This is a genomic window from Actinosynnema sp. ALI-1.44, from assembly GCF_001984155.1.
Lineage (GTDB): Bacteria > Actinomycetota > Actinomycetes > Mycobacteriales > Pseudonocardiaceae > Kibdelosporangium.
On sequence record NZ_MTQO01000054.1, the window covers coordinates 1,146,257 to 1,173,165 of the forward strand.

The window sequence follows — 26,909 nt, forward strand, 5'->3', positions numbered from 1 at the left end:
GAGCGTGGTCGGTGATCGAACGAAATACCGCTACGGGTCATGGCAGCGTCACGTCGATGCGTAACCCGCCTTCTTCGCCGGGTTTCGCGGAGACGCCGCCGTGGTGTGCCGCCACGATCGACCGGACGATCGACAGGCCGAGGCCCGCGCCGTCGCGGTGGTTCGTGCGTTCGGCGGCCAGGCGGCGGAATGGTTCGAACAGCGACGAGACGGCCTCGGACGGGACGACCTGGCCTGAGTTCCGTACCGACAGAGCGGGGTGGTCGCCGACAGTCACGTCGACCCAGCCGCCCGGTTTGTTGTACTTGATCGCGTTGTGCAGGAGGTTGCGCACCATACGGTCGAGCAATACCGGGTCGCCTCGCACAGTTCGGTTGAACACACCGCGGCGCAGTGTCACTTCGTGCTGTGCGGCCATTTCTTCGTGCGACTCCAGTGCTTCCTTGACGAGCTGGTCGAACTGGACGGGCACTGTTCCCGGTAGGCCGCGGTCGCTCTCCGCGAGCACGAGCAGGCCTTCGATGAGGCGCTCGTTGCGTTCGTTGACCACCAACAGCTGTGCGCCGAGGCGGCTGATTTCCTCGTCCTGACCGGTCACCATCGCGACTTCGACGAGTGTCCGTTGCACCGCCAAAGGGGTGCGCAGCTCATGGGAGGCGTTGCCAGCGAACCGTCGCTGGCCTTCGTAGCCAACCACGAGACGGTCGAGCATCTCGTCCACGGCGTCGGCCAGGTCGCGCAGTTCGTCACGAGCACCGTCCAGACAGATCCGTTGACCCAGATTGTGCGGACCCAACTGCCGTACGGCCGTCGTCACCGCGTTGAGCGGCTGCAGGGTACGAGTCGCGACGATCCGGCACGTCCAGACGATCAGTCCGGCGAAGGCGACCACGCCGACGACGATCCACAGCGGCGCGATGCCGTACCTCCAGAACCGGTAGTTGTCGTCGTACACGTCGGCCGCCAGGAGCGCGAGCGCGCCGCCGAGAGCGAACGTCAACAGGCAAGCCCCTGCGATCCGGCCGCGCAAGGACAGCGGCCCGGTCAGGAACCGAAGCGATATCCCGCGCCGGGGACGGTGTGGATCACGGGTGGCTCGCCGAGCTTGCGCCGCAGGTTCATCACCGTCACCCGGACCACGTTCGTGAACGGGTCCGTGTTCTCGTCCCATGCCTTCTCCAAGAGCTCTTCCGTGCTGACAACTGTGCCTTCGGCGGCTCGCATGAACACGTCCAGCACAGCGAACTCCTTGGGCGACAGCGCCAGTGGCCGCCCGTCCCGTTCCGCGTACCGTTTCGCCGGATCCAGCCGCAGGCCTGCCCTGTCGAGCACGGGCGGCAACGCGCGATGCGCCCGCCGTGACAGCGCGTGCACGCGTGCGACCAGTTCGGCGAAGGAAAACGGTTTCGTGAGGTAGTCGTCGGCCCCGAGACCCAGGCCGTCGACCCGGTCACGGATGGATGCCGCGGCGGTGAGCATGAGGACACGTGTCTCGCCGTCGCCCGCGACGATCCGGCGGCAGACCTCGTCGCCGTGCACTTTGGGCAGGTCCCGGTCCAGGACGACGACGTCGTAGCGGTGCACGGCGACGCGTTCCATGGCCGCGTCGCCGTCGTAGCAGACGTCCACCGCCATCTGCATGTGGCGCAGGCCTTCGGCGATGCTGTCGGCGAGCATCTCCTCGTCCTCGGCCACGAGGACCCGCATGAGCTCTCCTTCCCCAGTACGGGGCATTGTGTACTGGGGGTCGGATAAATTCCAGATAAAGGTGGCGCTTACCGCCGCGCTATGGCGTTGTTCGTACACCTTCCGTCATGCGTTTCGCGTGGGTGGTCGGCGTCGTCACGGCCGGGGTGTGGTGCCTGTTCATGGCGCACACGTACCGGATCGACCTGGACGTGTACCGCATCGGAGTGCAAACCTGGCTCGACGGGGGAGATCTCTACGGCCGACTGCCGAACACGGCCGAGGGTGAGAACCTGCCATTCATCTATCCGCCCTTCGCGGCCGTGCTTTTGGTGCCGCTGACGGTCATCCCATTTCCCGTAGCCACAGTCGCCCTTACCGTGACAAGCATTGTTCTGCTGACAATCACCGCGAGCATCACGTCGACAGCCGTCGGGTTGTCCCAACGATGGCTGCTGCTGGTCATTGCCGTCATCTTCTTCATCGAACCCGTCCGGTACACGCTGGGCTACGGGCAGATCAACATCATCCTGCTGGCCCTGGTCGCCGCCGACTGCCTGATCGGGAAACCCCGCTGGCCGAGGGGGCTGCTGGTCGGCATAACCGCGGCGATCAAACTCACCCCGCTGGTCTTCCTGCTGTTCTTCCTCGTCCGCCGAGACCGTCACGCAATGCTGGCGACGATGGTGTCGTTCCTGGGCGCGACGGCGATCGGGTTCGCTGTTATGGGCCGTTCGTCGGTGGCTTTCTGGACACATGAGGTCTTCCACACCGACGAGAAAGTCACGGTCGGCTTCGTGGCGAACCAGTCGATCCTCGGCGCACTCGCCCGGCTCGGATTCGGCAGGGAAGTGTGGCTGGTGCTCGCGGTCGTGGTGGTGGCGCTGGCCATCTGGGCGATGCGGAACGTGAGCGTTGCCATGGCATTCGCCATCACCGCGCTCACGATGCTGCTGGTGTCACCGCTTTCCTGGTCACACCATTGGGTTTGGTGCGTCCCGCTGTTGCTGGTGTTCGCCACGCACGGCCACAGGGCGCTCGCGCTCGTCGGCGTGGTCATCTTCACGAGCAGGCCGCATTGGTGGTTCGAGGAAACCCGGCCGACGCTTGCCCACCAGATTGTTGTCGACGCCTACTGCCTGTTCGCCCTGGCAGCCCTCGTGCTGTTGGCATACAGGTCACGCAACAGGGCGATCTCGGCGCCGTGGTGCAGCAACTCCTGGTTCATCCACCACACGACCTCGATGAACGGCACCTCGGGATCACTGCCGTCCGGGTAGGTGCTGTGCCCGATCGTGTCGAGCGCGGCGTCATCCGCACTGTCCACAGCGGACCTCCACAGCGTGGTGCCACGCGAGAACGCGGCGACGCCGGAAGCGGCGTCCCCGGCGTGCTCGTAGTCGTCCTCGCTCTTGGTGTGCGTGCCGTTCACGTGGTCGGCACGCGTCGCGAGCATCTCGCTCAGATGCCCCAGGCGCCACGCGATTGTCGTGATCGGCGGTGGCACGGGATGTGGTCGGCCGCCGTCACGCCCCCACTCGCCCCGGCCCGCCAGGACTGCCGCTCCCGGGCCGGGCCCGGCGGAGCGGCGCCTGATCGACCAGGATCCCGGCACCGGCTCCCACAGGTACTCGGCGTCGGTCAGCGGTTCGACCGGGACGGCGGTGCCGTCGCCGCTGTCGACCGCCGGGCCGGTCAGCCGCCGGAGCAGACGGCCGCAGGTGAAGTCGAACTGGGCGAGCAGCGGTACGAGCCGTGGCGGGGTCCCCATCCGGGCACGGTCGCACAACGGCCCGATGACCGCCAGTGAGTTCCACGCGCCTGAACGCCCGAGCCGATGCACCCGGAAGGGCCACGGGGCGCGGGCTGGTCGGACCGAAATGTCCAGTAACTCTTACGGAGCAAGTCCGGGGGAACAAGAGTGGGACCGGGCACCCCCGGTCTCGCCCTACGTGGGGCAGGGCGAGACCGTCATCCCTCGCCGCGCTCGGCCGTGCCGCGCAGCACGCAGAACTCGTTGCCCTCCGGGTCGTGCAGCACCACCCAGCCCGTGCCGTCCGGTTCGCGGCAGTCGTCGGCGACCGTGGCGCCCAGTTCGAGCAAGCGGGTGACTTCCTCGTCGCGGGTGGTTTCCGGCCAGAGGCAGACGTGCATCCGATTCTTGATCGACTTCGACTCCGGGACCTGCTGGAAGTACATGTTCATGCCGTCGCCGAGGCTGATGGACACTTCGGGGTCGCCCGGTGCGTCGTCGTCGGCGAGCGGCTTGCCGTACACCTTGCTCCAGAACTGGGCCAGCCCGTACGCGTCCAGTGCGTCCAGCGCGACGTTGTGAATGGAAGAAGCCATCACCCCATCCAAGTCAAGCCGGGCACACCGGGCAAACCGATTACCAGCCGGGCAGGTCGTCCACCGGTTTCGCGTTCGCCTCGTGCCGCGCGATCGTGCCGTCCAGTGCGGCCGAGAGGTCGACACCGGTCTGGTCGGCCAGGTTGATCACGGTGAACGCCAGGTCGGCCAGCCGCTGCTCCCAGCCCTCGGTCGGGCGGAACGGGCGGCGCCCGTTCGCTGTCGCGGCAAGCACTTCGTCGGACAATCGGCCCATCTCCGACAGCAACGTCAGTGTCAGGGTGGGCGCGTTCGCATGGAGGCCGAGTTTGTCAGCGGCCTTGGCAACCTTCTGCTGGACTTCTCGCACGGCGCTACAGCGTAGTACCCCAGTCCCGGTTCATCGCCTCCTCGATGAGGGTTTCCACGATCTTGCTCTCCGGCACGGTCCGGATCACCTCGCCACGGACGAAGATCTGGCCCTTGCCGTTGCCGGACGACACGCCGAGATCCGCCTCCCGCGCCTCGCCGGGCCCGTTGACCACGCATCCCATCACGGCGACGCGCAAGGGCACGGGGAAACCGTCGAACGCCGCCGTGACCTCCTCGGCCAGCTTGTAGACGTCCACCTGCGCACGTCCGCACGACGGGCACGACACGATCTCCAGCCGCCTCGGCCGCAATCCGAGCGACTCCAGGATCTGCGTGCCCACCTTGACTTCCTCGACGGGCGGCGCGGACAGCGACACCCGGATCGTGTCGCCGATGCCCGCCGCGAGCAGGACACCGAAGGCGACCGAGGACTTGATGGTGCCCTGGAACCGCGGCCCGGCCTCGGTCACACCGAGGTGCAGCGGGTAGTCGCAGCGCGCCGCGAGTTTGCGGTACGCGTCGATCATCACCAGCGGGTCGTGGTGCTTGACCGAGATCTTGATGTCCCGGAACCCGTGCTCCTCGAACAGCGAGCACTCCCACAGCGCCGACTCGACCAGCGCGTCCGGCGTGGCCTTGCCGTACTTCTCCAGCAACCGCTTGTCCAGCGATCCGGCGTTGACGCCGATCCGGATCGGCACGCCCGCGTCCGAGGCCGCCGACGCGATCTCCCGCACCTTGTCGTCGAACTGCCTGATGTTGCCCGGGTTGACCCGCACCGCGGCGCAGCCCGCGTCGATCGCGGCGAAGACGTACTTGGGCTGGAAGTGGATGTCGGCGATCACCGGGATGGTGGCGCTTTTGGCGATCCGGGCGAGCGCGTCCGCGTCGTCCTGCGAGGGCACGGCCACCCGGACGATCTGGCACCCGGCCGCCGTCAGCTCGGCGATCTGCCGCAGTGTGGCGTCCACGTCGGACGTCACGGTCGTCGTCATGGACTGGACGCTCACCGGCGCGTTCCCGCCGACCGGGACGTCGCCGACGAGCACTTGACGGGACTGCCTGCGCAGCGTCGGCGGGCCAAGCTGTACCAGGGTCAAGACAGTGCCTCCAGGCGTTTGAGCACAGTGGTCGCGATACCGGCCGCGTCGAGGCCGTGTGCCCGCAGGATCTCGGCGCGGGACGCGTGCGGGAGGAATCTCGGCGGCAACGCGAACGTCGCCGCACACGTGTCGGAACCGTTGGCAGCCAACGCCTGCGCGATCCGCCCGCCGAGCGCACCGGGGGTCGTGGTGTCCTCGACGGCCACGACCAGCCGGTGTTTGCCCGCCAGTTTCAGCAGGCTGGGGTCCACCGGAGCGATCCAGCGCGGATCGACCACGGTCACCGGCACGCCGTGGGCCGCCAGTTCGTCCGCGGCTTCGAGGCAGGCGGCGGCCAACGACCCGACCGCGACCAGCAGGACCTGCGCCGACGGGGCTTCCCGCAGCACGTCGCAGTGACCGGTTCGCCGCACGGCCGGGATGTCCGGACCAGCGGTGGCTTTGGGGTAGCGGACGACAGTCGGTCCGTCGTGCACGTCGACCGCTTCCCGCAACAACTCCCGCAACCGGGCCGGGTCCCGCGGGCTGGCCAGCCGCAGACCGGGCACGACCGGCAGGATCGACGAGTCCCACATGCCGTGGTGGCTCGGCCCGTCCGGCCCGGTCACCCCGGCCCGGTCCAGCACGAACGTGACCGGCAGCCGGTGCAGTGCCACGTCCAGCAGCACCTGGTCCACCGCGCGGCTCAGGAACGTCGAGTACACCGCCACCACCGGGTGCATCCCGCCGATCGCCAGGCCCGCGGCGGACGTCACCGCGTGCTGTTCGGCGATGCCGACGTCGAAGATCCGGTCGGGGAAGCGGGCCGCGAAGCCCGCCAGCCCGGCGGGCTCGGCCATCGCGGCCGTGATGCAGACCAGGTCGTCGCGCCGAGCTCCGAGCGCGGTGATCTCGTCGGCGAACACCGAGGTCCACGTGGGTTTGCGGACGGCACCGGCCGGGCCGACCGCGTGCAGCCGGTCGGCCTCGTCCTGCTCGGCCGCCGGGTAGCCCTTTCCCTTGCGTGTCAGGCAGTGCACCACGACCGGCCGGTTCAGCCGGACCGCCCTGCGCAGCGCCTGCTCCAGGTCGGGGATGTCGTGCCCGTTCACCGGGCCGATGTAGGCCAGGCCCATGTCCTCGAACAGGTTGCCGCTGCCCTCGTAGCGAAGCACGGCGAGATGGCTGGCGATACCGCCGATCGTTGGCGCGTACGAGCGGCCGTTGTCGTTCAACACGATGACCACCGGACGGTCCGGTGCGGCACCGATGTTGTTCAACGCCTCCCAGCACATCCCGCCGGTCAGCGCGCCGTCGCCGAGCACGGCGACAACACGCCGATCGCTCTCGCGCAGCGAGAACGCCTTGGCCAGACCGTCCGCATAGGACAGTGCGGTGGACGCGTGCGAGTTCTCGATCACGTCGTGGTCGGACTCCGAGCGTGACGGGTAGCCGGACAGCCCGTCGGCCTGCCGCAGCGAGTCGAAGTCCGCCGCGCGCCCGGTGAGGATCTTGTGCACGTAGGCCTGGTGCCCGGTGTCGAACAGCAGCACGTCGTCGGGTGAGTGGAACACCCGGTGCAGTGCGATGGTCAGCTCGACCGCGCCGAGGTTCGGCCCGAGGTGCCCGCCGAAGCGCGACACCTTGTCGACGAGGAAGTCCCGGATCTCGCCGGCCAGCACGGCCAGGTCGGACGGGGACCGGGACACCAGATCGGCGGGATCGGTGATCATGATCGCCTCGCCGCGGGCGGCAGGGTGAACTGGATCGTCTCCTTGGCGACTTCCCTGTCCTCCACGCTGATCGGGTTCAACGCGGCGACCACCTCGTCGACCAGGCCCGGTGGCGCGGAGGCGCCCGCGGTGACCCCGACGACCCGGACACCGGTGAGCCACTTCGCCTTGATCTCGCCGACGTCGTCGATCAGGTAGGCGGGTGTGCCGGCTCGGCGGGCCAGTTCGACCAGCCGCACGGAGTTCGACGAGTTCGTCGAGCCGACCACCAGGACCAGGTCGGACTCGTCGGCGATCGCGTTCAACGCGTTCTGCCGGTTCGTTGTGGCGTAACAGATGTCGTCCGACGCGGGGCCCTTCAGATCCGGGAAACGGGACCGTAGCGCCGACACCACCTCCGCGGCCTCGTCGACCGCCAGCGTGGTCTGCATCAGGTACGAGACCCGTGACGGATCGGGGACCTGCAAAGCGGCGGCGTCCCGCGGGCTTTCGACGAGCACGGTCTGGCCCGGTGCCTCGCCGAGCGTGCCGTCCACCTCCTCGTGCCCGGCGTGCCCGACCAGGACGACGGTGTCGCCGCGGGCGGCGAACCGGCGTGCCTCCGCGTGCACCTTGGTGACCAACGGACACGTCGCGTCGATCACGTCGAGCTCCCGCCGTTGTGCGTCGGCACGCACCGCGGGGGAGACCCCGTGTGCCGAGAACACCACGGTCGAGCCGTCCGGCACGGCGTCGAGCTCGTCGACGAACACCGCGCCCCGCGATTGCAGGTCAGCGACCACGTGCTTGTTGTGCACGATCTGCTTGCGCACGTAGACGGGGGGTTTTCGGTGCCGCAGCACCTCTTCGACTATCTCGATCGCGCGTTCGACCCCGGCGCAGAACGACCGTGGCGACGCGAGCAACACCTTGACCTGCATGGCGAAGCTGCCCTTCAACGAAAACCGGTCAGTGGTCGCGATGGGTGACCAGGCCAGCCAGCCCGGACAGTTCGGCGGCGGGACCTGCCGGTGGATCGGCCGCCCGCAACCGGTGGATCGCCGTCGCCAGCCGGTCGTCGAGCTGGCCCCGGCACCACTCCCGGCCACCGGCGAGGTCGATCAGTTCGGCGGCGCGTTCCAGGTCCGTGCCCGACAGCGGCCGGTCCGAGTGGTACAGCTCGCCCAGTTCCTGCCCGGCGATGGTGTGCGAGGTCAACGCGGCCACAACCGGCAGGGACTTCTTGCGGTTGTGCAGGTCGGAGTACACCGGTTTGCCGGTCGACACGGGGTCTCCCCAGATCCCGAGCAGGTCGTCGACCAGTTGGAACGCCAGGCCGAGCTCGTCGCCGAAGCATCTGAGGTGATCGACCTGGGTACTGCGCCCGCCGCCGAACAGCGCCCCGACCGTGCAGGACGCGCTGATCAACGCGCCGGTCTTGCGGCGGGCCATCATCACGCACTCGTCCAGCGTGATGTCCCTGCGGTCCTCGAACTCCACGTCGAGGCTCTGGCCCTCGACGAGGTGTTGGATGGCGGAGCCGAGCACGCGCATGCCCTCGATGGCGTCGGGGTGCCCGCTCGCGGCGAGCACGTCGAACGCGAGCGTCACCAGCGAATCGCCCGCCAGGATCGCCGCGCTGCGGCCGAACACGCTCCACGCCGTCGGCCGGTGCCTGCGAGTGACGTCACCGTCGATCACGTCGTCGTGCAGCAGGGAGAAGTTGTGCACGAGTTCGATCGCGACCGCGGCGGGGACGGCGGCGGTCGCGAGACCGCCGACCGCCTGGGCCGCGAGCAGGGTCAACGTGGGCCGTAAGGCCTTGCCGCCGGACGCTGTCGATGGCCTGCCGTGCTCGTCCCACCAGCCGTAGTGGTAGCCGGCGATGTCGCGCATCGGCTCCGGCAGGGTTTCCACCGCGGCGCGGGTGGCGGGCTCGACCAGGTCTCTGCTCCAGGCGAGCACTTCACGAGGGGTACGGCTGTCGGTTGTGACTTCACGAGTGGTCATGGCGTCAACGCCCGAGCTCGACACTCTCGAGGATGCCAAGGGCGTCCGGCACCATCACCGCGACCGAGTAGTAGGCACTGACCAGGTAGGACATGATCGCGCGTTCGTCGATGCCCATGAACCGCACGCTCAGGCCCGGCTCGTACTCGTCCGGCAGGCCGGTCTGGTGCAGACCGATCACGCCCTGGTTCTTCTCGCCGGTGCGCATCGCGATGATCGAGGTCCGGCCGGTCTCGCTGACCGGGATCTTGTCGCACGGCAGCAGCGGGATGTTGCGCCAGGTCTGCACGACCCTGCCGTCGAGTTCCTTGGTGTTGGGGTAGATCCCGCGGTTGTTGCACTCGCGGCCGAACGTCGCTATCGCCTTCGGGTGCGCGAGGATGAACTGCGTCTTGCGCCGCCGCGAGATCAGCTCGTCCATGTCGTCCGGGGTCGGCGGGCCGGAGTGGGTGGGGACGCGCTGCTTGAGGTCGGCGTTGTACAGCAGCCCGATCTGCCGGTTGTTGATCATCTCGTACTCTTGCCGCTCGCGCAGCGCGTGAACCGTGAGGCGCAACTGCTCCTCGGTCTGGTTCATCGGCTTGTTGTACAGATCCGCGACCCTGGTGTGGATTCGCAGCATCGTCTGGGCCACGCTCAGCTCGTACTCGCGCGGCTTGAGCTCGTAGTCGACGAACGTACCCGGCAGCAGGTGTTCGCCCTCGTGCCCGGAGGCCAGTTCGATCTCGGCCTCACCCTTGCGGTTGCTCGCTTTGCCACGCAACCGGACGACCTCGGCCAGGTGTGCCTGCAGCGGCTCGGACTGCTGGGTGATCCGGTCGAACTCCTGGCGGGACAACGACATCGCGATGCAGCGGGTCTTGGCCTTGACCGTGAAGCTCCACTCGTTGCGGTGCCCGGTCAGCGCCTGTTCGCCGAAGTACTCGCCCTCCCCGAGGGTGTCGAGCACGGCCTCCACGCCGTAGTCACCGAGACCGATCTTGCTGGCCTTGCCGTGCGCGATCAACACGAGCCGGTCGGCGGCCTGTCCTTTCTGGATGATCAGGTCGCCTGCCTCGAACTCCTGCTGTTCGAACCGTTCGGCGATCGCGGCGAGCGCGTCGTCGTCCTCGAACTGGCGCAGCAGCGACAGTTCGCGCAGTTCCGGCGGGACGACGTGAACGCGTCCGGCGCTGAGGGTGAAACTGACCAGTCCGTCGCCGACGGCGTAGGTCAGTCGCCGGTTGACCCGGTAGGCGCCGCCTTCGGCCTGTACCCACGGCAGGACGCGCAGCAGCCAACGCGGCGTGATCCCCTGCATCTGCGGTACGGACTTGGTCGTCGTCGCCAGATTTCTCGCGGCCTTGGTGCCGAGGCTCATCTGCTGCTGCGACTGGGGGTTCTCGACCTGTGTCACGTGTTCGACCGCCTTGTTCCTAGTTGATCGGTTGAGCAGTTGAGCGGTGGGGACGAAGCCGGGATTCGACGCTGGCCGATGCCGAGGGAATCGAGGGCCCCATGGGTGAGGCGCACATCGGCCAGCGCCCGCTCGGCCACCTTGACCGGTGAGGGCACCACACCTTTGCCTTCCCAGCCGTTGGGAGCGCCGACGGCCGACTGGGCGGACAGATGTGGCAACGGTCAAGGTCTGGTGGCCGAGGGGAAGGGGGGACCGATCTACCGTCTGGCTCGCGTCACTCGGCGCGGCCCAGTTGGACGTTCTCCAGCACGCCCAGCGCGTCCGGAACCAGGATCGCCGCCGAGTAGTAGGCGCTCACGAGGTAGGACATGACCGCCTTCTCGTTGATGCTCATGAACCGCACCGACAGGCCGGGCTGGTACTCGTCGGGCAGGCCGGTCTGGTGCAGGCCGATCACACCTTGGTTCTGCTCGCCCACACGCATCGCGACGACCTGCGTGGTCCCCCTGTCGGTGATGGGAATCTTGTTGCACGGCAACACAGGGATGCCACGCCACGACGGGACCTGGTTGCCGTTGAGGTCGATGCTCTGCGGGTAGAGACCGCGCTTGTTGCACTCCTGGCCGAACGCCGCGATCGCACGCGGGTGCGCGACGATGAACATCGGGTCCTTCCACACCGTCGCCAGCAACTCGTCCATGTCGTCCGGCGTCGGCGGACCGCTGCGCGTCGGGATGCGCTGCTTGAGGTCGGCGTTGGCCAGCAGGCCGAAGTCGCCGTTGTTGATCAGCTCGTGTTCCTGGCGCTCGCGCAGCGCCTCGATGGTCAGCCGGAGTTGTTGCTCCGTCTGGTTCATCGGCTTGTTGTACAGATCCGCGACCCTGGTGTGGACGCGCAGCACGGTCTGCGCGACGCTGAGTTCGTATTCGCGCGGTGAGAGTTCGTAGTCGACGAACGTGCCTGGGAGTTCCGGTTCACCGTCGTGACCGGACGCCAGCTGGATCTCTGCTTCACCGTGCAGGTTCTGTGCTTTCGTCGGACTTTCCCGATACGCTGTCACGTGCTCGCGCAGCGCGTCGGACTGGTCCTGCAATTCCTGGAACGCCCGCTTCGGGAGGGCGAGGATGATCGTCGGGGTGACCGCCTTCGCGGTGAACTCCCAGATGCTTTGATCCTGGATGAGTGCCTGGTCGCCGAAGTAGTCGCCGTCGACGAGCGTGCCGAGCACGGTCAGGTCACCGTACTCGCCGGTGCCGATCTTGTTCACCTTGCCGTGCGCGACGACGTAGACGAACGCGGCCTCGTGGCCGAACTCGGCGATCACGTCACCGGGCTGGTATTCCTGTTGCTGGAAGCGGCCCGCCAGGGCGTGCAGCGTCTCCTCGTCCTCGAAGGTGCGCAGCAGCGGCAGTTCGACCAGGTCCGGTCCGACGATGTTGGCCTGTGCACCGGTGTTGGTGACCGCGATCCGACCGTCGCCCACGGTGTAGCTCAGCCGCCGGTTGACCCGGTACGCCCCACCCTGGGCCTGGACCCACGGCAGGATCCGCAGCAGCCAGCGCGAGCTGATGCTCTGCATCTGCGGAACTGATTTGGTGGTCGTCGCCAAATTCCGCGCTGCCGCGGTGGCAAGGCTCTGCTGTTGGTCGCCGTTCTCTACGCCAAGATTCGACTCCACCGTGTCGGTCACAACGTGCCGCCATTCTTCCTAGTCGGGTGGTGTGGACAGAGAAAAAGACATGGGTATAGCTGATGATTGGCTCGCGACAAAGTGGGAACACCCTTTCGTGTCCCGCTGAATGATCCAGTTCGGACGGTGCCAAGACGGAGGCTAGCACCACTTTTCGAGCACGCGCAGTCACCCAAAAGGCTTGCCAGGCATAGGAAAAGAATCATGGGACGATTCACGCTTTTTCAGGCGATCTCGCCGCCGACGCCAACCGAAAGTGCCGTCGCGGGAAACCGCGTTCACTCGCCCGTAGCAAGTCGATACGGCAAACGTGTGTACACGGCCGGGTGGATACGTCCTGTGATTAGTCCATCCGGGTCAGTGACGCCTGGTCCATCAAGGCGAGGATCGCGGCGGCCATCCTCGGGGGATCGCCCTGCTCCGGACGCAGTACCAGTTCGGGTGCCGCGGGCCGCTCGTACGGGTCGTCGACGCCGGTGAACCCGGTGATCTCACCGGCCCTGGCCTTGGCGTACATCCCCTTGGGGTCGCGGGCCTCGCACACGGCGAGCGGAGTGTCCACAAAGACCTCGACGAACGGCAGACCGGCCTGCTCGTGTGCGGCACGCGCCTGGTCGCGGTCGGCTCGGTACGGGCTGATCAGCGACACGACCGCGACCACACCCGCATCGGCGAACAGGCGCGCCACCTGGCCGACCCGGCGGACGTTCTCGGCCCGGTCGGCCGCGCTGAAGCCCAGGTCGGCGTTCAACCCGTGTCGCAAGTTGTCGCCATCAAGAAGATAAGCCGGACGGCCGGACGCCACCAGTCGGCGTTCCAGCTCCACCGCGATGGTCGACTTGCCCGACGCCGACAACCCGGTCAGCCAGACCGTGCAGCCGGTCGTGCCGCGCTCGGTGCGCTGGACCGCGGTGGAATGCCAGACCACCGACTGGGCCGGCCCGGTGATCATGCCCGCGGCGACCGTGTTGTTCGTGGTCTCGTCGACGAGGATGAAACTGCCGCACGCCCGGTTGCGCCGGTACGCGTCGAACAGCAGCGGCTGCCGGGTGCGCAGCTTGACCCGGCCGATCTCGTTGAGCGACAACGACTCCGCGGCTTCGTCACGGTGCAGTGTGGTGATGTCCAGCCGGTAGTCCAGTGACGTGACCGCGGCCTTGGTCGCGCGGGTGGTGCTGACCACTGTGTACTTGGCGTCTTTGCGCAACCGGCCGTGTTCGGTCAGCCAGCAGACCATCGCGTCGATGTCGTGGCCGATGTGCGGCCGGTTGTTCGGGCGGCAGATCAGGTCGCCGCGGGCGACGTCCAGTTCGTCGGCCAGTTGCAGCGTGACCGCCTGTGGCGGGAACGCCTCGGTTACCGGCTGCCCGCCAGGGGCCCAGATGGCGCTGACGGTCGTGGTGAACCCGGACGGCAGCACGAGCACCTCGTCACCCGGTTTGAACACGCCGCCTGCGACGGTTCCGGCGTACCCACGGAAGTCCTTGTGCCGGATGACGTACTGCACCGGGAACCGGGCGTCGATCAGGTTGCGGTCGGAGCTGATGTGCACCTGTTCGAGGTGGTGCAACAGGGAGGTGCCCTCGTACCACGGCATTGACGCGCTGCGGTGCACGACGTTGTCGCCGTGCAACGCCGACATCGGGATGAACGTCAGGTCCGGCACGGACAGCTTCATCGAGAACCGCCGGAACTCCTCGCGGATCTCCTCGAAGCGCTCCCGTGACCAGTCGACCAGGTCCATCTTGTTCACGCACACCACAATGTGCGGGATTCCCAGCAGGCTGGCCAGGAACGCGTGCCTGCGCGACTGCTCCAGAACGCCTTTGCGTGCGTCGACGAGGACGAGCGCGAGGTCCGCTGTGGACGCACCGGTGACCATGTTGCGGGTGTACTGGATGTGGCCCGGTGTGTCGGCGATGATGAACTTCCGCCTCGGCGTGGCGAAGTAACGGTACGCCACGTCGATCGTGATGCCCTGTTCCCGTTCCGCGCGCAGCCCGTCGGTCAGCAAGGCCAGGTTCGGGGACTCCTCGCCGCGATCCCTGCTGGTCTGTTCGAGCGCGGCCAACTGGTCTTCGAAGATGGTCTTCGAGTCGAACAGCAGCCGCCCGATCAGGGTGGACTTGCCGTCGTCGACGCTGCCCGCGGTGGCCAGGCGGAGGAGGTGCGGCATCAGAAGTAGCCTTCTTTCTTGCGGTCCTCCATGCCTGCCTCGGAGATCCGGTCGTCCGCCCTGGTCGCGCCGCGCTCGGTGACGCGGGTCGCGGCGACCTCGGCGACGACGTCCTCCGGTGTCGTCGCGGTGGACTCGACGCAGCCCGTGCAGGTCGCGTCGCCGACCGTGCGGAACCGGACCAGCGCGTCGAACGGCTCCTCGTCGGGCAACAGCGTCACGAACCTGGTGTGCGCCAGCAGCATTCCGTCACGCGCGACCACGTCCCGCCGGTGTGCGTAGTAGATCGACGGCAGCTCGATGCCTTCCTGGCGGATGTACTGCCAGATGTCCAGCTCGGTCCAGTTGGACAACGGGAACACCCTGATGTGCTCGCCGCGCCTGTGCCGTCCGTTGTAGACGTTCCACAGCTCGGGCCGCTGGTTGCGGGGATCCCACTGACCGTACTCGTCGCGGAAGCTGAACACCCGCTCCTTGGCGCGTGCCTTCTCCTCGTCCCTGCGCGCCCCGCCGAACACGGCGTCGAACCGGTTCTCGGCGATGGCCCTGAGCAAAGTCGTGGTCTGCAGGCGATTGCGGCTGGCCCGCGGTCCGGTCTCCTCGGTCACGCGGCCCGCGTCGATGTCGTCCTGGACGCGGGCGACCACCAGCCGCACGCCCGCCGAGTCGACCGCGCGGTCACGGAACTCGATGACTTCGTCGAAGTTGTGGCCGGTGTCCACGTGCATCACCGGGAACGGTGGCGGCGCGGGCCAGAACGCCTTCATCGCGAGGTGCTGCATCACCACGGAGTCCTTGCCGCCGGAGAACAGCAGCACCGGCCGTTCGAACGTGGCCGCGACCTCGCGCAGCACGTGCACGGACTCCGCTTCCAGCGCGCGCTGAGTGGTCAGCTCGTAGGCGGTGCTCACGATCAGAAACTAGAACAGGTTATTGCGCTGGTCAATCGTCGGAGTGTTCACTTCGGGTATGGACATCGTGGCGATCGAGGAGATCAAGCGGCTCAAACACCGGTACCTGCGTGCCGTCGACCAGAAGCGCTGGGACGTGCTCGAGGCCGCGCTCGCCGAGGACGCGGTCGCCGACTACGGCACGCGGGCGATGGGCAAGCCGCTCGTGCTCACCGGGCGCGCCGCGATCCTGGAGTTCATGCGCCAGAACCTGGGTGGCGACCAGATCGTCACGTTCCACTTCTGCGGTCAGCCGGAGATCGACATCGACGGCCACGAGGCCACGGGGACCTGGGCGTTCCAGGACACCGTGATCGTCAAGCAACACCGGCTGGTGATCAAGGGTGCCGCCTACTACGAGGAGAAATACGTCCGCTCGCCGGAGGACGGCTGGCGGATCCGGCACATCGCCTACAACCGGATCTACGAGGTGACAGTGTCGATGGACGACATGCCCAGCATGAAGTTCCTCGCCGGTGTTTGACCAAGAGTTAGAACGCGTTCTAGTCTAGTTCGGTGCTCACCGAGTCCTTCGCCGCCGCGATCGCCGACGCCGAGAAGATCGTCGCCGAAGCGCCGCACGTGCGTACCGAGCAGGACCTGACCGAGGGGTACGACTACCTCGCAGGCAACATCAGGGCCTCGCTGCAGATGGCGTGGGCCTACGACCGCGACTTCCCGTACTTCGTCCAGTCCACCGGGCCCTACACCAAGATGGGCCTGGACAACCCGGACACGCTCTACTTCCACGCCAACATCCGGGCGGACGCGGAATACGTCGTGACCGGGCGGCGCGGCAGCACGGCGGACCTGAGCTTCCAGGTGCTCAACGGCGACTACTCCCCGGTGGACGTGCCGGACAGCCTGACGGCGTTCGACGACCGGGCGTTCGACATCGCCGACGACGGCACCTTCGAGATCCGGTTCGGACCCGGCGCGGCCGGACCGAACTACTTCACCCTCGGCAGCGGCTCCGCGATGCTGGTCGTGCGTGAGGTCTACAGCGACTGGACGGCCGAGGAACGCGGCACGATCACCATCCGGCGCGCCGACACCACCGGGACGGCACCGCCCGCGCTGTCCCGGGAGTTGATCGCCAAGCGGTACGCGGCGGCGGGCAAGATGCTCACCAGCAGGCTGAAGACGTTCCTGGCGTTCCCGAAGTGGTTCTACCTGAACCTCCCGGTGAACACCATGACCGAACCCCGCTCCACCCCAGGTGGCCTGACCACCCAGTTCTCCTCGGTCGGGCACTACGACCTCGCCGACGACGAGGTGATGATCGTGTCGGTGCCCGTGTCCGAGGCGCCGTACCACGGATTCCAGCTGGGCAGCATGTGGTACGTCTCGCTGGACTACATCAACCACCAGACCAGCCTGACCGCCGACCAGGCCGTGGCCGACCCGGACGGCCGGATCAGGTACGTGATCAGCGAACGCGATCCGGGACTGGCGAACTGGATCGAGCGCACCGGTCATTCCCGGGGATACCTGCAGATCCGCTGGCAGCGGCTGTCGCGTGACCTGAAACCCGAGGACGGCCCCGAGGTCGAGGTCGTCCCGTTCGCCGAACTGGCCCAACGGCTGCCGTTCCACGAGCAGGCCCGGATCACCCCCGAGCAGTACGCCGAACGCATCGCCGCCCGTCAGGCTGCGGTCGCGAGGAGGATGGTGGGCTGATGTTGTTGCAGGACAAGGTCGTCGTCGTGTCCGGGATCGGACCGGGACTGGGCAGGTCGATCGCGCTGCGGTGCGCGCGCCAGGGCGCGGACATCGTGCTCGCGGCCCGCACGGAGTCCCGGCTGACCGAAGTGGCCAAGGAGGTCACCGACCTCGGGCGGCGCGCGGTGACCGTGCCGACCGACATCTCTTCCGAACAGGACGCGGTTCGCCTGGCCGAGACCGCGAAGGAGTCGTTCGGACGCGTGGACGCGTTGGTGAACAACGCCTTCGCCATCCCGCCGATGGGTGACCTCGACGGTGTCCCGTTCGACGGGATCCGGCAGGGCTTCGAGACCAACGTACTCGGCGCGCTGCGGCTGACGAACCTGTTCCGCCCCATGCTGGAGGCCAGCCGGGGCTCGGTCGTGATGGTCAGCTCGATGGTGATCCGGCACTCCAAACCCACGTTCGGCCCGTACAAGATGACCAAGTCCGCGCTGCTGTCGATGGCGCAGAGCCTGTCGACCGAACTGGGCCCCAAGGGCGTGCGGGTGAACACCATCGCGCCCGGCTACATCTGGGCAGACAACGTGAAGTACTACTTCGACCACCTCGCCAAGCAACGCGGGATCAGCCCGCAGGAGGTCTACGACGAGGTGGCGGCCGAGATCGACCTGCGCAAGCTGCCCGAGCCCGACGAGGTCGCCGACACGATCGTCTTCCTCGTCTCGGACCTGGCCCGCGCGGTCACCGGCCAGTGCCTCGACGTCAACGGCGGCGAATACCACCACTAGGAGTCAGGCGTGGACATCGAGTCGTTGCACGCGTCGGCCACGAAGATCACCGGTCTGGCCGACTTCGGCGACCAGGACTACCTGGACGGCCTGTCGGTGCTGGTGGACTCCTACCACCGGGAGGCGGGGCTGACCGACTTCGGGCTACGGGTGCAGCGCGCCGGTCTGCGCTCCGCGCTGGTGGCCCGGCTGCTCAGCGAGGCGGCGTGGAAGGCCAACCCGGAGCACGCGGCGGTGCCGATCGAGCGGCCGATCTTCGTGACCGGTCTGCCCCGCACCGGAACCACCGCGTTGCACAGGCTGCTGACCGAGGACCCGGCGCACCAGGGGCTCGAACTGTGGCTCACCGACTTGCCACAACCACGCCCACCCCGCGAGACGTGGGACGACAACCCGATGTACCAGCGGATCCAGGCCGGGTACGAGCAGCACCACGTCGAACACCCCGAGTTCATGGGCCTGCACTACATCACCGCGGACATGGCAGAGGAGTGCTGGCGGCTGTTGCGTCAGTCCATGTTGTCCGTCTCCTTCGAGTGCCTTGCCTACGTGCCGACGTATTCGGAGTGGCTGAGCGGCCAGGACTGGACAGCCGCATACCACCGGCACCGCCGCAACCTCCAGCTGATCGGCATGCCGGACGCCGGCCGCCGCTGGGTGCTGAAGAACCCCAGTCACCTTTTCGCGCTCGACGCCCTGCTGGACGCGTATCCCGACGCGCTGGTGATCCAGACGCACCGCGCGCCGCGCACGATCATCGCGTCGATGTGCAGCCTCGCCGAACAGGCCACCGACGGGTGGTCGACGGTGTTCCGCGGTTCGGTCATCGGCCGTACCCAGTTGGAACTGTGGGCACGCGGCCTGGAGAAATTCAACGCCGATCGGGTGAAACACGATCCCGCGCAGTTCTACGACGTGGAATACGACGAATTCGTGGCCGATCCATTCGCCGTGGTCGCGGATATCTACCGCCATTTCGGCCTGGCGATTTCCGACGACGTGCGCGCCGCGATGGCCGCCGTGCACAGTTCCGGCGACCGCCGCCGCTCACACCGCTACGACCTGGCGGATTTCGGGCTGACCGCGGCCGAGGCGGACGCCCGGTTCAGCTCCGTATCGCGGTGACCGCGACCGTGGTGAAGCGCATGGTGAACGTGCCGCCGACGGCGTCGATCGCGGCGCCGGTGCGGTCGAGCAGGGTGGCGAGGGTGTCGGGCGGGAGCAGGCTCATGCCGCCGTGGGTGGGCAGCCGGTCGAGCCACTCGTCGCGGGTGTAGTCCCGCTGCCATTCGAAACGCCAGTGCTCGATGGCCTGGAATCGCTCGGTCCGCTGGATCCCGGCCGCGGCCAGGTCGGACATCGACTGGTACGGCTTGTTCTTGTTGGTGAGCTGAGCGGTCGGTGAGGTGGGCGCGACCTCGCGGAAGATCGCCAGGAAGGTGTCGGCCAGTTCGGCCGGTGGCTCATCGGCGTTCCAGAACGCGGCCAGCAGGCCGCCGGGGCGCAGCAGGCGCGCGGCCTTGGCCGCTCCCGCGTCCGGGTCGACCCAGTGCCAGCACTGCGCGGCCGTGATCGCGTCGAAGGTTCGCCCGCCTGCGTCCCATTCCTCGATGGTCGACACCTCGACCTCAAGGCCCTGTTCGCGCGCGTGCTCGGCCATCCGCGCGTCCGGCTCGACACCGAGCACAGTGCACCCGGCCGCTTGCAGTTGACGGGCCGCGATGCCGGTCCCGGTGCCGACGTCGAGCACGTCCCGGCCGGGTGCCGTGGCGACGATCCGGTCGATCAGCGCCTGGGGGTATCTCGGACGGGTCCGGTCGTAGCGCTGGGCATCGGTGCCGAACGACTCGGCCACTTCCCGGACGCGATGGGGCTCAGTCGGTAGAGTGGGCATGCGCCCACCATAGTGGGCAAGCGCCCACTCGACAAGGGAGGACCCTCGGTGCCGACCGGCGTGAGCATTCGTGACGTGCGCGCACAGCTCTTCTCGGCCGCCGACCGCATCCTGCTGCGCGACGGTCCCAGCGCTCTGACCAGCCGTTCGGTCACCACTGAGGCGGGCTGTGCCAAGGGCGTCCTGCACAAGCACTTCGACGATTTCGACGCGTTCCTAGCCGAGTACGTGCTCGACCGCGTCGAGCGGATGGACGCCCAGGCCGCCACGCTGCGCGAGCGCGTGGGAACCGGCACCGTGGCCGACAACCTGACCGGCGGGTTGATCTCGCTGTTCGAATCGGTCGCCGTCGCGGTCGTCGCCCTGGTCACCTACCGGGACGAACTGCGCACCAGACTCCGGGACGCCTGGCCCGCCGGGGTCCCGGTGCTCACCGAAGGTGCGATCATGCTCGGCGCCTACCTCGCCGCCGAGCAACGCCTCGGCCGGATCGCGGCCGACGCCGACGTCGAAACCCTCGCCGCGATGCTGATCGGCACCACCCACATGCTCTACGCCGACCGGGCGACGCCGCCCCAGGCGCTAGCCGTCCGCAAGATCGTCACGACCTTGGTGCGTTCGGAACCGTGACCACGCCGCCGACGGACGCGCCTCGGTGAGCACGTACTCCCGGAACGCCTCCACCACAGCGGGGGCGTAGTGGTCGGGGCACCACCCGATCCCGATGGTCCTGGCACACCGTGGTTGCGAGATCCGCAGCTCCACGATGTCCGGCAGGGGACCGGGAGCGGGCGGCAACAGCGCCACACCGCAGCCCGCGCCGACCAGGCCGCGCAACGTGAACGGCTCCTCGCCTTCGAACGCGATCCGCGGTGCGAACCCGGCCTGGTGGCACAGCCGTTCGGTGATCAGTCGCAGACCGAACCCGTCGGAGAACGTCACGAACGGTTCGCCCGCGACGTCAGCCAGCCGCACCGTGCGACGCCGCGCGAGCCGGTGGCCGGTGGGGACGACGAGCGTGAGCGGTTCCTCGACGATCGGCCGCCACGTGATGCCCGGCTGATCGGACGGTTGCGCGGCCAGCACCACATCGACCTCGCCGTCGAGCAGATACCGCTCGTTGCGTGTGGTTCCGCCCTGCCGCAGCAGGAACTCGACCTTCGGGTAGAGGACGCGGAAGCCGCTGAGCAACGTCGGCACGAACTCGTTGCCGAGCGTGTTGAGGAACGCGAACCGGACCGTGCCGACCGTCGGGTCCGCGGCTGTGCCGATCGTCCTGACCGCGCCGTCGATGGAGTTCAAGGCGCGCTTGGCGGCGTCCAGCAACGTCTGCCCGTTGCTGTTGAGCCGGAGTACGCGTCCGACGCGGTCGAACAGGGGAGTGCCGATCTCGTGCTCGAGCCGCGCGACACCCCGCGACAACGCGGACTGTGACACATGCAACTCCGCTGCCGCGGCGGTCACCGTGCGTCCCTCGGCGACCATCACGAACCACCTGAGCTGGTCGATCTCCACATTGATGCATCCTACGCATCAATCCCATCTCTGACGTTCATTGGACGCATGAGTGCAGGTAGCGGACAGTGATGAGCGTGGATTTGCTCCTCGTCGCGGTGACAGGGCTGGTTGCCGGGGTGATCAACGCGGTCGCCGGTGCGGGCGCGCTGCTGACGTTCCCGGTCTTCCTCGCTCTCGGCATGACCCCGCTCCAGGCCAACGTCGCCAACTGCATCGGTGTCGTGCCGGGCAACTTCGCCTCGACGCTCGGCTTCCGCCGGGAACTGGCCGTCCAGAAGCCCTTGCTCCGGCGGATCGCCCTGCCCGCCGCGGTGGGGTCGCTGATCGGCGGGCTCGTGCTGTTCGCGTTGCCGGAGAAGGTCTTCGCCTACCTCGTGCCCGCGCTGCTCGGTCTCGGTGCGCTCCTGGTTCTCGTGCAGCCGCTCGTGGCCAAGCGGCTGCGGTCGGCGGAGAAGCACCGCGGCCCGCTGAAGTCCCTCATCTTCGGCACATCGGTCTACGGCGGCTACTTCGGCACCGGCATCGGCGTGATCTTCTTCGCCGTGCTCGGCCTGTTCGCCAAGGGAACCACGCACGAGCTCAACGCCGTCAAGGTCGTCCTGCAGGGGATCGCCAACGGAGTGGCCGGTGTGCTGTTCTGCTTCATCGCTCCCGTGCCGTGGCCGGAGACGCTCGTTTTCGGCGCCGCCACGATGATCGCGGGCCCGGTGGGCGCCTACCTGTCCCGCAAGATCCCGCCCGCGCCGTTGCGCTACATCATCGGCGTGCTCGGCCTCGTCGCGGCAGTACGCATCGCGATCGCGTGATCACCTGTTACACAACCATGACGGCGGGCTGACACGGCTCTGCCAGGTTCGACCGGGTGATCAAAACAGCAGCGATGGTGGTGATCGTGCTGGCCGCCACCGGGATTTCGGCCACACTCGCCCACGCCACGTCCACACAGGCCACGGCGCCCGTGTGGAAGCCCTGTACCGAAGCGCTGAGCGGATGGAAGGAGACCATCCCCGACGACAAGGGCGAAACGGAGTGCACCTTCGTCACAGTGCCACTGGATTACACCAAACCAGCCGGTCGCACGCTCAAGATCGCGGTCAGCAGGCTGAAAGCCAAGGGACAGCGGCGGGGAGTCCTGCTCGCCAACCCCGGCGGCCCCGGCGGCACAGCCATCTCCTATCCCCGTGACATCAGGACGAGCACGATCGGCGGCATCGCCGAGAACTACGACCTGATCGGCTTCGACCCGAGAGGCGTCGGCTTCAGCGACGCGCAGTTCTGCGACAAAGACTACGATCCGCTGCCCCCGCCGCGCGACGCGGAGAGCGACGCCAGGGCGTCGTTCGAGTCCGAGGCCGCGTGGAACGCCGCGTGCTCCGACGACGACCCCGAGTTCGTGGCCAACCTGACCACCGAGAACACCGCGCGTGACGTCGACGTGATCCGTCAGGCGTTGGGGGAGCAGAAGATCAGCTTCTACGGCGTCTCCTTCGGCACCGCCGTCGGCGCGGTCTACCGGTCGCTGTTCGACCAGCGCGTCGACCGGATGTGGCTCGAGTCGGTGATGCCTCCGGTGATGGACATGGCGTCGATGGACACGGACGCCGTGGCGGTCGCGGAAACCCGGTTCGAGCCGTTCACGAAATGGCTGGCCGACCGCGACCACGAGTACCACATGGGCAAGACCAGCGCTGAGGTCCGCAAAACCGTGCTGGCCCTGCGTACCGAACTGGACACCAAGCCACGCGGCGACATCAGTGGCGTGACGGTCGGCTACCTCGCCACGCCATCGCCCTCCGGCTACGCCTACTCGGCACGGGAACTGGCGACCCTGCTGGAGGGCGCCGAGACGCGGATGGCCGCGTCGGCGGCGAAACCACCGCAACGGCCGCAGTTCGCCGACGCCAACGGGTTCGCGTTCAACTTCGTGAACAACCGGGCGATGTTCTGCAACGACGGCACGGGAGGGCGGGACTTCGCCGACATCTGGGCGAAACGACAGCAGCGCATCGAGAAGTACCCGGCGGCGGGCGGTCGGCTGCAGATGAGCTTCCAGTGCCCGAAATGGCCGGTCCAAGCCAAACCGTGGAACCTCACCAAAGGCACGAGCGCGCTGCAACTGTCCGGGCACCGCTACGAGAACGACACACCGTACATGTGGGCGCAGCGGATGCAGGCCCAGATCGGCGGCGCACTGCTGACCATCAACGACGACGTCCACGGATCCATCCGCCGGATCCCGTGCGGCGCCAAGGTCGTCGACTTCTTCCGGACCGGCCGCACCGACAACGGATCGTGCGAGGGACTGTCATGATCAAGCGAATCCTCACCGTGACCGCGTTGCTCGGCATCGCGCTGGCCACTCCCGCCGCGGCGGCCACCGACCTGTCCGGAACCGTCGTGTTCGGAGGGTGCTCCGGCTCCCTTGTCCGGACACCGGAATCCACCGCACACGATCCAGCATTGGTGCTGACCAACGGACACTGCTACGAAGGGCAAAGCGTCATCCCGGACGAAGTGCTCGTCGACCAGCCGTCCAACCGCCTGATCAACTTGCTCGACGGCAAGGGCGGGACCGTGGCCACACTCCGTACGGCCAAGGCGCTGTACGTGACGATGACCGGGACGGACATCGCGTTGTACCGGTTGCGCGAGTCCTACGCCCAACTCGACAGGCAGTACCACGTGCGGCCGATGACGTTGTCGGCGGACCGGCCGAAACGAGGCGCGGACGTCGAAATCGTGTCGTCGGGCTGGATGAAGGTCCTGCCCTGCAAGATCGACGGCTTCGCCTACCGCGTGCTCGAGATGACCTACGTGACCAAGGACGTGCTCCGGTACGACTCCGCGTGCCAGCCCGGCCCTGGTGTGTCGGGGTCCCCGGTTGTGTCCGGCGGCCAAGTCGTCGGCATCCACAACACGAGCAACCGCGAAGGTGGCCAGTGCACGGAGAACAACCCGTGCGAAATGGACCGCACCGGCGCCATCTCCGCTCGCAAAGGCGCCGGGTACGCCACGCAGACGTACTGGATCACCACGTGCGTCCGACCCGGGAACAGGCTCGACCTGACCAAACCGGGCTGCTTGCTGCCTGACTAGTCAGGACAACTCACCGGCCCCCGGGTCTGTCCGCCGCCTTGCAGCGTGACAGGCCCGGGGGCCGCGGCCGTGCACACGATCTGTGCAACGGCCATTGTGGACAATGTAGTGACGTCGACAGTGACGGCGACCGTCTTGTCGTCGACGCTTTTCGGCCCCAGGTCGTGCGGCACTTCAGTGGTGTAGAGGCCGCCCGGGGGGACTCCCTGAGCCAGGAGCTCCAACGCGGAAAGCTGGCTGGACTCGTGCCGCGTGGGACGCAGCACCGGCGTCACCTCGCCGTCCTGCACGAGGTAGATCACCGCCCCCTTCGCGCGCGATCCGCCGATCGGCTCGGTGGGCTGCACACCGCACCCCGCGATCAGCAGTGCGACCAGTACCAGGGAACGCTTCACCGGGAACCTCCTGAAGGCAGGCGGAGCGTGAACACCGCGCCGCCGTCCGGCCGGTTGCCCGCCGTGAGAGTGCCGTCGTGCAGCCGCGCGTTCTCCCAGGCGATGGCCAGGCCGAGACCGCTGCCCTCGGACCGGGTCCGTGCCGTGTCGGCCTTGTAGAACCGGTCGAACACCTGCGGCAGCACCTGGGGGTCCAGCCCGGGACCGTGGTCGGTGACCTCGATGATCACCCAGCCCGGCTCACCGCGCAGCGTCACGGACACCGGCGCGGCCCCGTGCTTCAGCGCGTTGCCGACCAGGTTCGCCACGATCACGTCCAACCGCCGCGGATCCACCCGCGCGGTCAGCGAAGCCAGGTCGGTGACCACATCGGTCCACCGGCGAGCCCGCAGCGTCGCTGTCACCGCCTCGGCCACGTCGACGTCGTCCAACGCCAGCGTGGCGGCGCCCGAGTCGAACCGGCTGACCTCCATCAGATCGTTGACCAACCGGGTCAGGTTGCGCGTCTCCTGGCTGACCAGCGTGGCCGCCTTGCCCGCGTCCTCGGTCAGGTGCGGCGCTTCCTCGTCGAGCACGTCCGTCACCGCGGTCATCGCGGCCAGGGGAGTGCGCAGTTCGTGTGACACGTCCGCGACGAACCGCCGGGCGTCCGCGACCTGCTTCTCCAACGCCGCCGCCGTGGTGTTGAACGTTTGCGCGACACCCGCGAGCTCGTCGCCACCTCGCACCTGGACCCTGGTCGTCAGATCGCCCTCACCCAGCCTGCGTGCGGCGGCATCCAGGTCACGCACGGGCCGCAGCACGCTGTTGGCCGCCAGCCACGCGAGGAACCCGCTGAGGACGAGCGACCCGATCCCGATCACCCACGCGAGCAACGCCAGTTCACGGATGCTGTCCTGCTCGTCGGACAAGTGCCGTCCACTGTAGAACTCCAGGTCGCTGAGGCGCATACCCATGACCAACCCGGCCTGGCCGTCGTGGACCACCCGCTGCCACGCGACCACGCCGGTGGCGACCTTGTCGCGTAGCTCCCGCGGGATGTCCGGCACCCGCTGGTCATCGCCCAACGGCCGTCCCCTGTAGAGGATCACCCCAAAGCTGTCCCGATCGGACAGCGCGCCCGGGTCCGGCACTGTCATCGCGGCGACCCGTTCGGTGAACTGGCGGACCGCCGAGTCCTGGGCCTTCTCCAGGATGACGTTGCGCGCCTGCCCGTACATCGCACCGGCCACCGCGGCCGCCGTAACCCCGCTGAGCAGGGCAAACGCGATCAACAGGCGGGTGCGCAGACTCCTCACAGCGGGCCGAACCGGTAGCCGAACCCCCGCACGGTCTGGATGTAACGCGGTGCCGCCGGATCCGTCTCGATCTTGGCCCGCAGCCGCTGCACACAGGCGTCGACCAGCCTTGAGTCACCGAGATAGCCGTGTTCCCACACCGACTCGAGCAGTTGCTGGCGGCTGAGCACCCGGCCGGGTGACGCGGACAGCTCCAGCAGCAGCCGCAGTTCGGTGGGGGCGAGGCTGACCTGCTCGCCATCGCGGCGCACCACCAGACTGGACCGGTCGATCGCCAGGTCGCCGTGCTGTTCGGCCTCGGTCTGCGGCGACCCGGCGTCCCCGGCGCGGCGCAGCACCGCACGGATGCGTGCTTCGAGCACCCTGGGCCGGATCGGTTTGACCACGTAGTCGTCGGCGCCCGCTTCCAGCCCGGCCACCACGTCGATGTCGTCGCTGCGGGCGGTGAGCATGATGATCGGCAGGGTGCCGGTGGCGCGGATCCTGCGGCAGACCTCGAATCCGTCCATCCCCGGCAGCATCAGGTCCAGCACCACCACGTCGACGTCCGCCAGCCTGCCGAGCCCCTGCTCGCCGGTCTCGGCCGTCCACACCGAGTGGCCCTGCCTGGTCAGCGCCAGTTCCAGTCCTTCACGGACGGCCTTGTCGTCTTCGATCAACAGCACCCGGGACATGCCACCAACGATCGCAGGGCCGGACGGAGTTCGCCTGTCCACCCCCACGATGGTGCCCGGCGCACATCCCGGCGCCGTCCGCGCGATGTCATGGTTGTGTCACAGCCCCGCCAGTACACAGCTGTTACACACTGCGCAAGGGACAACGACACTGTCCGTCGACAGTGGATGCC

At 67.8% G+C, this 26,909-nt stretch carries 26 protein-coding genes and 1 pseudogene; 9 read left to right on the forward strand and 18 right to left on the reverse strand.

Features of this window, described 5'->3' with window-relative positions; all coding sequences use genetic code 11:
* Positions 1 to 37: 37 nt before the first annotated feature.
* Together ALI144C_RS52065 and ALI144C_RS52070 are read right to left on the reverse strand one after the other, a co-directional pair.
* Complete coding sequence (locus tag ALI144C_RS52065) at positions 38 to 1,000, reverse strand: sensor histidine kinase (protein WP_076994657.1); 963 nt, start codon at positions 998 to 1,000, stop codon at positions 38 to 40.
* Positions 1,001 to 1,044: 44 nt separating this feature from the next.
* On the reverse strand, positions 1,045 to 1,707 hold the full coding sequence (locus ALI144C_RS52070) for a response regulator transcription factor (protein WP_076994658.1): 663 nt from the start codon (positions 1,705 to 1,707) through the stop codon (positions 1,045 to 1,047).
* Between the two features lie 161 nt (positions 1,708 to 1,868).
* Between ALI144C_RS52070 and ALI144C_RS58245 the strand changes: the two are divergent.
* Positions 1,869 to 2,639, forward strand: a pseudogene (locus ALI144C_RS58245) (glycosyltransferase family 87 protein); the annotation flags it as partial.
* Between the two features lie 179 nt (positions 2,640 to 2,818).
* Here the strand turns inward: ALI144C_RS58245 and ALI144C_RS52080 are convergent.
* From ALI144C_RS52080 to cysD, 11 genes are all read right to left on the reverse strand, one after another.
* Positions 2,819 to 3,457: a DinB family protein gene (locus ALI144C_RS52080; protein WP_076994660.1), complete on the reverse strand. Its 639-nt coding sequence runs from the start codon at positions 3,455 to 3,457 to the stop codon at positions 2,819 to 2,821.
* Positions 3,458 to 3,657: 200 nt separating this feature from the next.
* Positions 3,658 to 4,035, reverse strand: a complete 378-nt coding sequence (locus tag ALI144C_RS52085) for a VOC family protein (protein WP_076994661.1) — start codon at positions 4,033 to 4,035, stop codon at positions 3,658 to 3,660.
* Positions 4,036 to 4,075: 40 nt separating this feature from the next.
* Positions 4,076 to 4,384 carry a hypothetical protein gene (locus tag ALI144C_RS52090; protein ID WP_076994662.1) on the reverse strand — a complete coding sequence of 103 codons (309 nt, stop codon included), beginning with the start codon at positions 4,382 to 4,384 and terminating at the stop codon, positions 4,076 to 4,078.
* A 4-nt stretch (positions 4,385 to 4,388) separates the two neighbouring features.
* Complete coding sequence (ispG, locus tag ALI144C_RS52095; protein WP_076994663.1) at positions 4,389 to 5,486, reverse strand: flavodoxin-dependent (E)-4-hydroxy-3-methylbut-2-enyl-diphosphate synthase; 1,098 nt, start codon at positions 5,484 to 5,486, stop codon at positions 4,389 to 4,391.
* Positions 5,483 to 7,201, reverse strand: a complete 1,719-nt coding sequence (locus ALI144C_RS52100; protein WP_076994664.1) for a 1-deoxy-D-xylulose-5-phosphate synthase — start codon at positions 7,199 to 7,201, stop codon at positions 5,483 to 5,485. The genes ispG and ALI144C_RS52100 overlap by 4 nt, the downstream gene beginning before the upstream one ends.
* Complete coding sequence (gene ispH / locus ALI144C_RS52105; RefSeq protein ID WP_076994665.1) at positions 7,198 to 8,121, reverse strand: 4-hydroxy-3-methylbut-2-enyl diphosphate reductase; 924 nt, start codon at positions 8,119 to 8,121, stop codon at positions 7,198 to 7,200. The genes ALI144C_RS52100 and ispH overlap by 4 nt, the downstream gene beginning before the upstream one ends.
* Positions 8,122 to 8,149: 28 nt before the next feature.
* Positions 8,150 to 9,190, reverse strand: a complete 1,041-nt coding sequence (locus ALI144C_RS52110; protein WP_076994666.1) for a family 2 encapsulin nanocompartment cargo protein polyprenyl transferase — start codon at positions 9,188 to 9,190, stop codon at positions 8,150 to 8,152.
* Between the two features lie 4 nt (positions 9,191 to 9,194).
* The gene (locus ALI144C_RS52115; protein WP_076994928.1) at positions 9,195 to 10,550 is read right to left on the reverse strand and encodes a family 2B encapsulin nanocompartment shell protein; all 1,356 of its coding nucleotides are present in this window, start codon (positions 10,548 to 10,550) and stop codon (positions 9,195 to 9,197) included.
* Positions 10,551 to 10,863: 313 nt separating this feature from the next.
* The gene (locus ALI144C_RS52120; RefSeq protein ID WP_076994667.1) at positions 10,864 to 12,279 is read right to left on the reverse strand and encodes a family 2B encapsulin nanocompartment shell protein; all 1,416 of its coding nucleotides are present in this window, start codon (positions 12,277 to 12,279) and stop codon (positions 10,864 to 10,866) included.
* Between the two features lie 343 nt (positions 12,280 to 12,622).
* Positions 12,623 to 14,455, reverse strand: a complete 1,833-nt coding sequence (gene cysC, locus ALI144C_RS52125) for an adenylyl-sulfate kinase (RefSeq protein ID WP_076994668.1) — start codon at positions 14,453 to 14,455, stop codon at positions 12,623 to 12,625.
* Positions 14,455 to 15,369 carry a sulfate adenylyltransferase subunit CysD gene (gene cysD, locus ALI144C_RS52130; protein WP_076994669.1) on the reverse strand — a complete coding sequence of 305 codons (915 nt, stop codon included), beginning with the start codon at positions 15,367 to 15,369 and terminating at the stop codon, positions 14,455 to 14,457. Before cysD ends, cysC begins: the two co-directional genes overlap by 1 nt.
* 55 nt (positions 15,370 to 15,424) lie before the next feature.
* Between cysD and ALI144C_RS52135 the strand changes: the two genes are divergently transcribed.
* The 4 genes from ALI144C_RS52135 to ALI144C_RS52150 are packed head-to-tail and all read left to right on the forward strand — an operon-like array spanning position 15,425 to position 18,986.
* Positions 15,425 to 15,889: a nuclear transport factor 2 family protein gene (locus tag ALI144C_RS52135; RefSeq protein ID WP_076994670.1), complete on the forward strand. Its 465-nt coding sequence runs from the start codon at positions 15,425 to 15,427 to the stop codon at positions 15,887 to 15,889.
* Between the two features lie 32 nt (positions 15,890 to 15,921).
* On the forward strand, positions 15,922 to 17,085 hold the full coding sequence (locus tag ALI144C_RS52140) for a hypothetical protein (RefSeq protein WP_076994671.1): 1,164 nt from the start codon (positions 15,922 to 15,924) through the stop codon (positions 17,083 to 17,085).
* Positions 17,085 to 17,861, forward strand: coding sequence for an SDR family oxidoreductase (locus ALI144C_RS52145; protein ID WP_076994672.1), 777 nt, complete (start codon positions 17,085 to 17,087; stop codon positions 17,859 to 17,861). The genes ALI144C_RS52140 and ALI144C_RS52145 overlap by 1 nt, the downstream gene beginning before the upstream one ends.
* A gap of 9 nt (positions 17,862 to 17,870) precedes the next feature.
* A complete protein-coding gene (locus tag ALI144C_RS52150) occupies positions 17,871 to 18,986 on the forward strand; it encodes a sulfotransferase family protein (RefSeq protein WP_076994673.1) in 1,116 nt (371 codons plus the stop codon).
* Here ALI144C_RS52150 and ALI144C_RS52155 read toward each other — a convergent pair.
* Complete coding sequence (locus tag ALI144C_RS52155) at positions 18,967 to 19,755, reverse strand: class I SAM-dependent methyltransferase (protein WP_076994674.1); 789 nt, start codon at positions 19,753 to 19,755, stop codon at positions 18,967 to 18,969. The genes ALI144C_RS52150 and ALI144C_RS52155 overlap by 20 nt on opposite strands.
* Before the next feature lie 48 nt (positions 19,756 to 19,803).
* Here ALI144C_RS52155 and ALI144C_RS52160 point away from each other — a divergent pair, with 48 nt between their 5' ends.
* Positions 19,804 to 20,385, forward strand: a complete 582-nt coding sequence (locus ALI144C_RS52160) for a TetR/AcrR family transcriptional regulator (protein ID WP_076994675.1) — start codon at positions 19,804 to 19,806, stop codon at positions 20,383 to 20,385.
* Here the strand turns inward: ALI144C_RS52160 and ALI144C_RS52165 are convergent.
* Positions 20,338 to 21,270 carry a LysR family transcriptional regulator gene (locus tag ALI144C_RS52165; RefSeq protein WP_076994676.1) on the reverse strand — a complete coding sequence of 311 codons (933 nt, stop codon included), beginning with the start codon at positions 21,268 to 21,270 and terminating at the stop codon, positions 20,338 to 20,340. The genes ALI144C_RS52160 and ALI144C_RS52165 overlap by 48 nt on opposite strands.
* A 77-nt stretch (positions 21,271 to 21,347) precedes the next feature.
* Here ALI144C_RS52165 and ALI144C_RS52170 point away from each other — a divergent pair, with 77 nt between their 5' ends.
* Genes ALI144C_RS52170 through ALI144C_RS52180 form a run of 3 tightly spaced genes read left to right on the forward strand, consistent with a single transcriptional unit; the run spans position 21,348 to position 24,369 of the window.
* A complete protein-coding gene (locus ALI144C_RS52170; RefSeq protein ID WP_168211559.1) occupies positions 21,348 to 22,079 on the forward strand; it encodes a sulfite exporter TauE/SafE family protein in 732 nt (243 codons plus the stop codon).
* Positions 22,080 to 22,135: 56 nt separating this feature from the next.
* Complete coding sequence (locus ALI144C_RS52175) at positions 22,136 to 23,584, forward strand: alpha/beta fold hydrolase (protein WP_237774720.1); 1,449 nt, start codon at positions 22,136 to 22,138, stop codon at positions 23,582 to 23,584.
* Positions 23,581 to 24,369, forward strand: a complete 789-nt coding sequence (locus ALI144C_RS52180; RefSeq protein WP_076994679.1) for a trypsin-like serine peptidase — start codon at positions 23,581 to 23,583, stop codon at positions 24,367 to 24,369. Before ALI144C_RS52175 ends, ALI144C_RS52180 begins: the two co-directional genes overlap by 4 nt.
* Here ALI144C_RS52180 and ALI144C_RS52185 read toward each other — a convergent pair.
* Genes ALI144C_RS52185 through ALI144C_RS52195 form a run of 3 tightly spaced genes read right to left on the reverse strand, consistent with a single transcriptional unit; the run spans position 24,366 to position 26,736 of the window.
* On the reverse strand, positions 24,366 to 24,764 hold the full coding sequence (locus ALI144C_RS52185) for a hypothetical protein (protein WP_076994680.1): 399 nt from the start codon (positions 24,762 to 24,764) through the stop codon (positions 24,366 to 24,368). The two genes, ALI144C_RS52180 and ALI144C_RS52185, sit on opposite strands and share 4 nt — an antisense overlap.
* Positions 24,761 to 26,062: a sensor histidine kinase gene (locus ALI144C_RS52190; RefSeq protein WP_076994681.1), complete on the reverse strand. Its 1,302-nt coding sequence runs from the start codon at positions 26,060 to 26,062 to the stop codon at positions 24,761 to 24,763. The genes ALI144C_RS52185 and ALI144C_RS52190 overlap by 4 nt, the downstream gene beginning before the upstream one ends.
* The gene (locus ALI144C_RS52195) at positions 26,059 to 26,736 is read right to left on the reverse strand and encodes a response regulator transcription factor (protein ID WP_143231434.1); all 678 of its coding nucleotides are present in this window, start codon (positions 26,734 to 26,736) and stop codon (positions 26,059 to 26,061) included. The genes ALI144C_RS52190 and ALI144C_RS52195 overlap by 4 nt, the downstream gene beginning before the upstream one ends.
* Between the last annotated feature and the right edge of the window lie 173 nt (positions 26,737 to 26,909).

Excerpts from the sequence above, each read along its gene's own strand:
- ALI144C_RS52070 (WP_076994658.1), bottom strand. The coding sequence starts at position 1,707 with ATGCGGGTCCTCGTGGCCGAGGACGAGGAGATGCTCGCCGACAGCATC.
- ALI144C_RS52080 (WP_076994660.1), bottom strand. The coding sequence starts at position 3,457 with ATGGGGACCCCGCCACGGCTCGTACCGCTGCTCGCCCAGTTCGACTTC.
- ALI144C_RS52085 (WP_076994661.1), bottom strand. The coding sequence starts at position 4,035 with ATGGCTTCTTCCATTCACAACGTCGCGCTGGACGCACTGGACGCGTAC.
- ALI144C_RS52100 (WP_076994664.1), bottom strand. The coding sequence starts at position 7,201 with ATGATCACCGATCCCGCCGATCTGGTGTCCCGGTCCCCGTCCGACCTG.
- ispH (WP_076994665.1), bottom strand. The coding sequence starts at position 8,121 with ATGCAGGTCAAGGTGTTGCTCGCGTCGCCACGGTCGTTCTGCGCCGGG.
- ALI144C_RS52110 (WP_076994666.1), bottom strand. The coding sequence starts at position 9,190 with ATGACCACTCGTGAAGTCACAACCGACAGCCGTACCCCTCGTGAAGTG.
- ALI144C_RS52115 (WP_076994928.1), bottom strand. The coding sequence starts at position 10,550 with ATGAGCCTCGGCACCAAGGCCGCGAGAAATCTGGCGACGACGACCAAG.
- cysC (WP_076994668.1), bottom strand. The coding sequence starts at position 14,455 with ATGCCGCACCTCCTCCGCCTGGCCACCGCGGGCAGCGTCGACGACGGC.
- ALI144C_RS52135 (WP_076994670.1), top strand. The coding sequence starts at position 15,425 with ATGGACATCGTGGCGATCGAGGAGATCAAGCGGCTCAAACACCGGTAC.
- ALI144C_RS52145 (WP_076994672.1), top strand. The coding sequence starts at position 17,085 with ATGTTGTTGCAGGACAAGGTCGTCGTCGTGTCCGGGATCGGACCGGGA.
- ALI144C_RS52155 (WP_076994674.1), bottom strand. The coding sequence starts at position 19,755 with ATGCCCACTCTACCGACTGAGCCCCATCGCGTCCGGGAAGTGGCCGAG.
- ALI144C_RS52180 (WP_076994679.1), top strand. The coding sequence starts at position 23,581 with ATGATCAAGCGAATCCTCACCGTGACCGCGTTGCTCGGCATCGCGCTG.
- ALI144C_RS52195 (WP_143231434.1), bottom strand. The coding sequence starts at position 26,736 with ATGTCCCGGGTGCTGTTGATCGAAGACGACAAGGCCGTCCGTGAAGGA.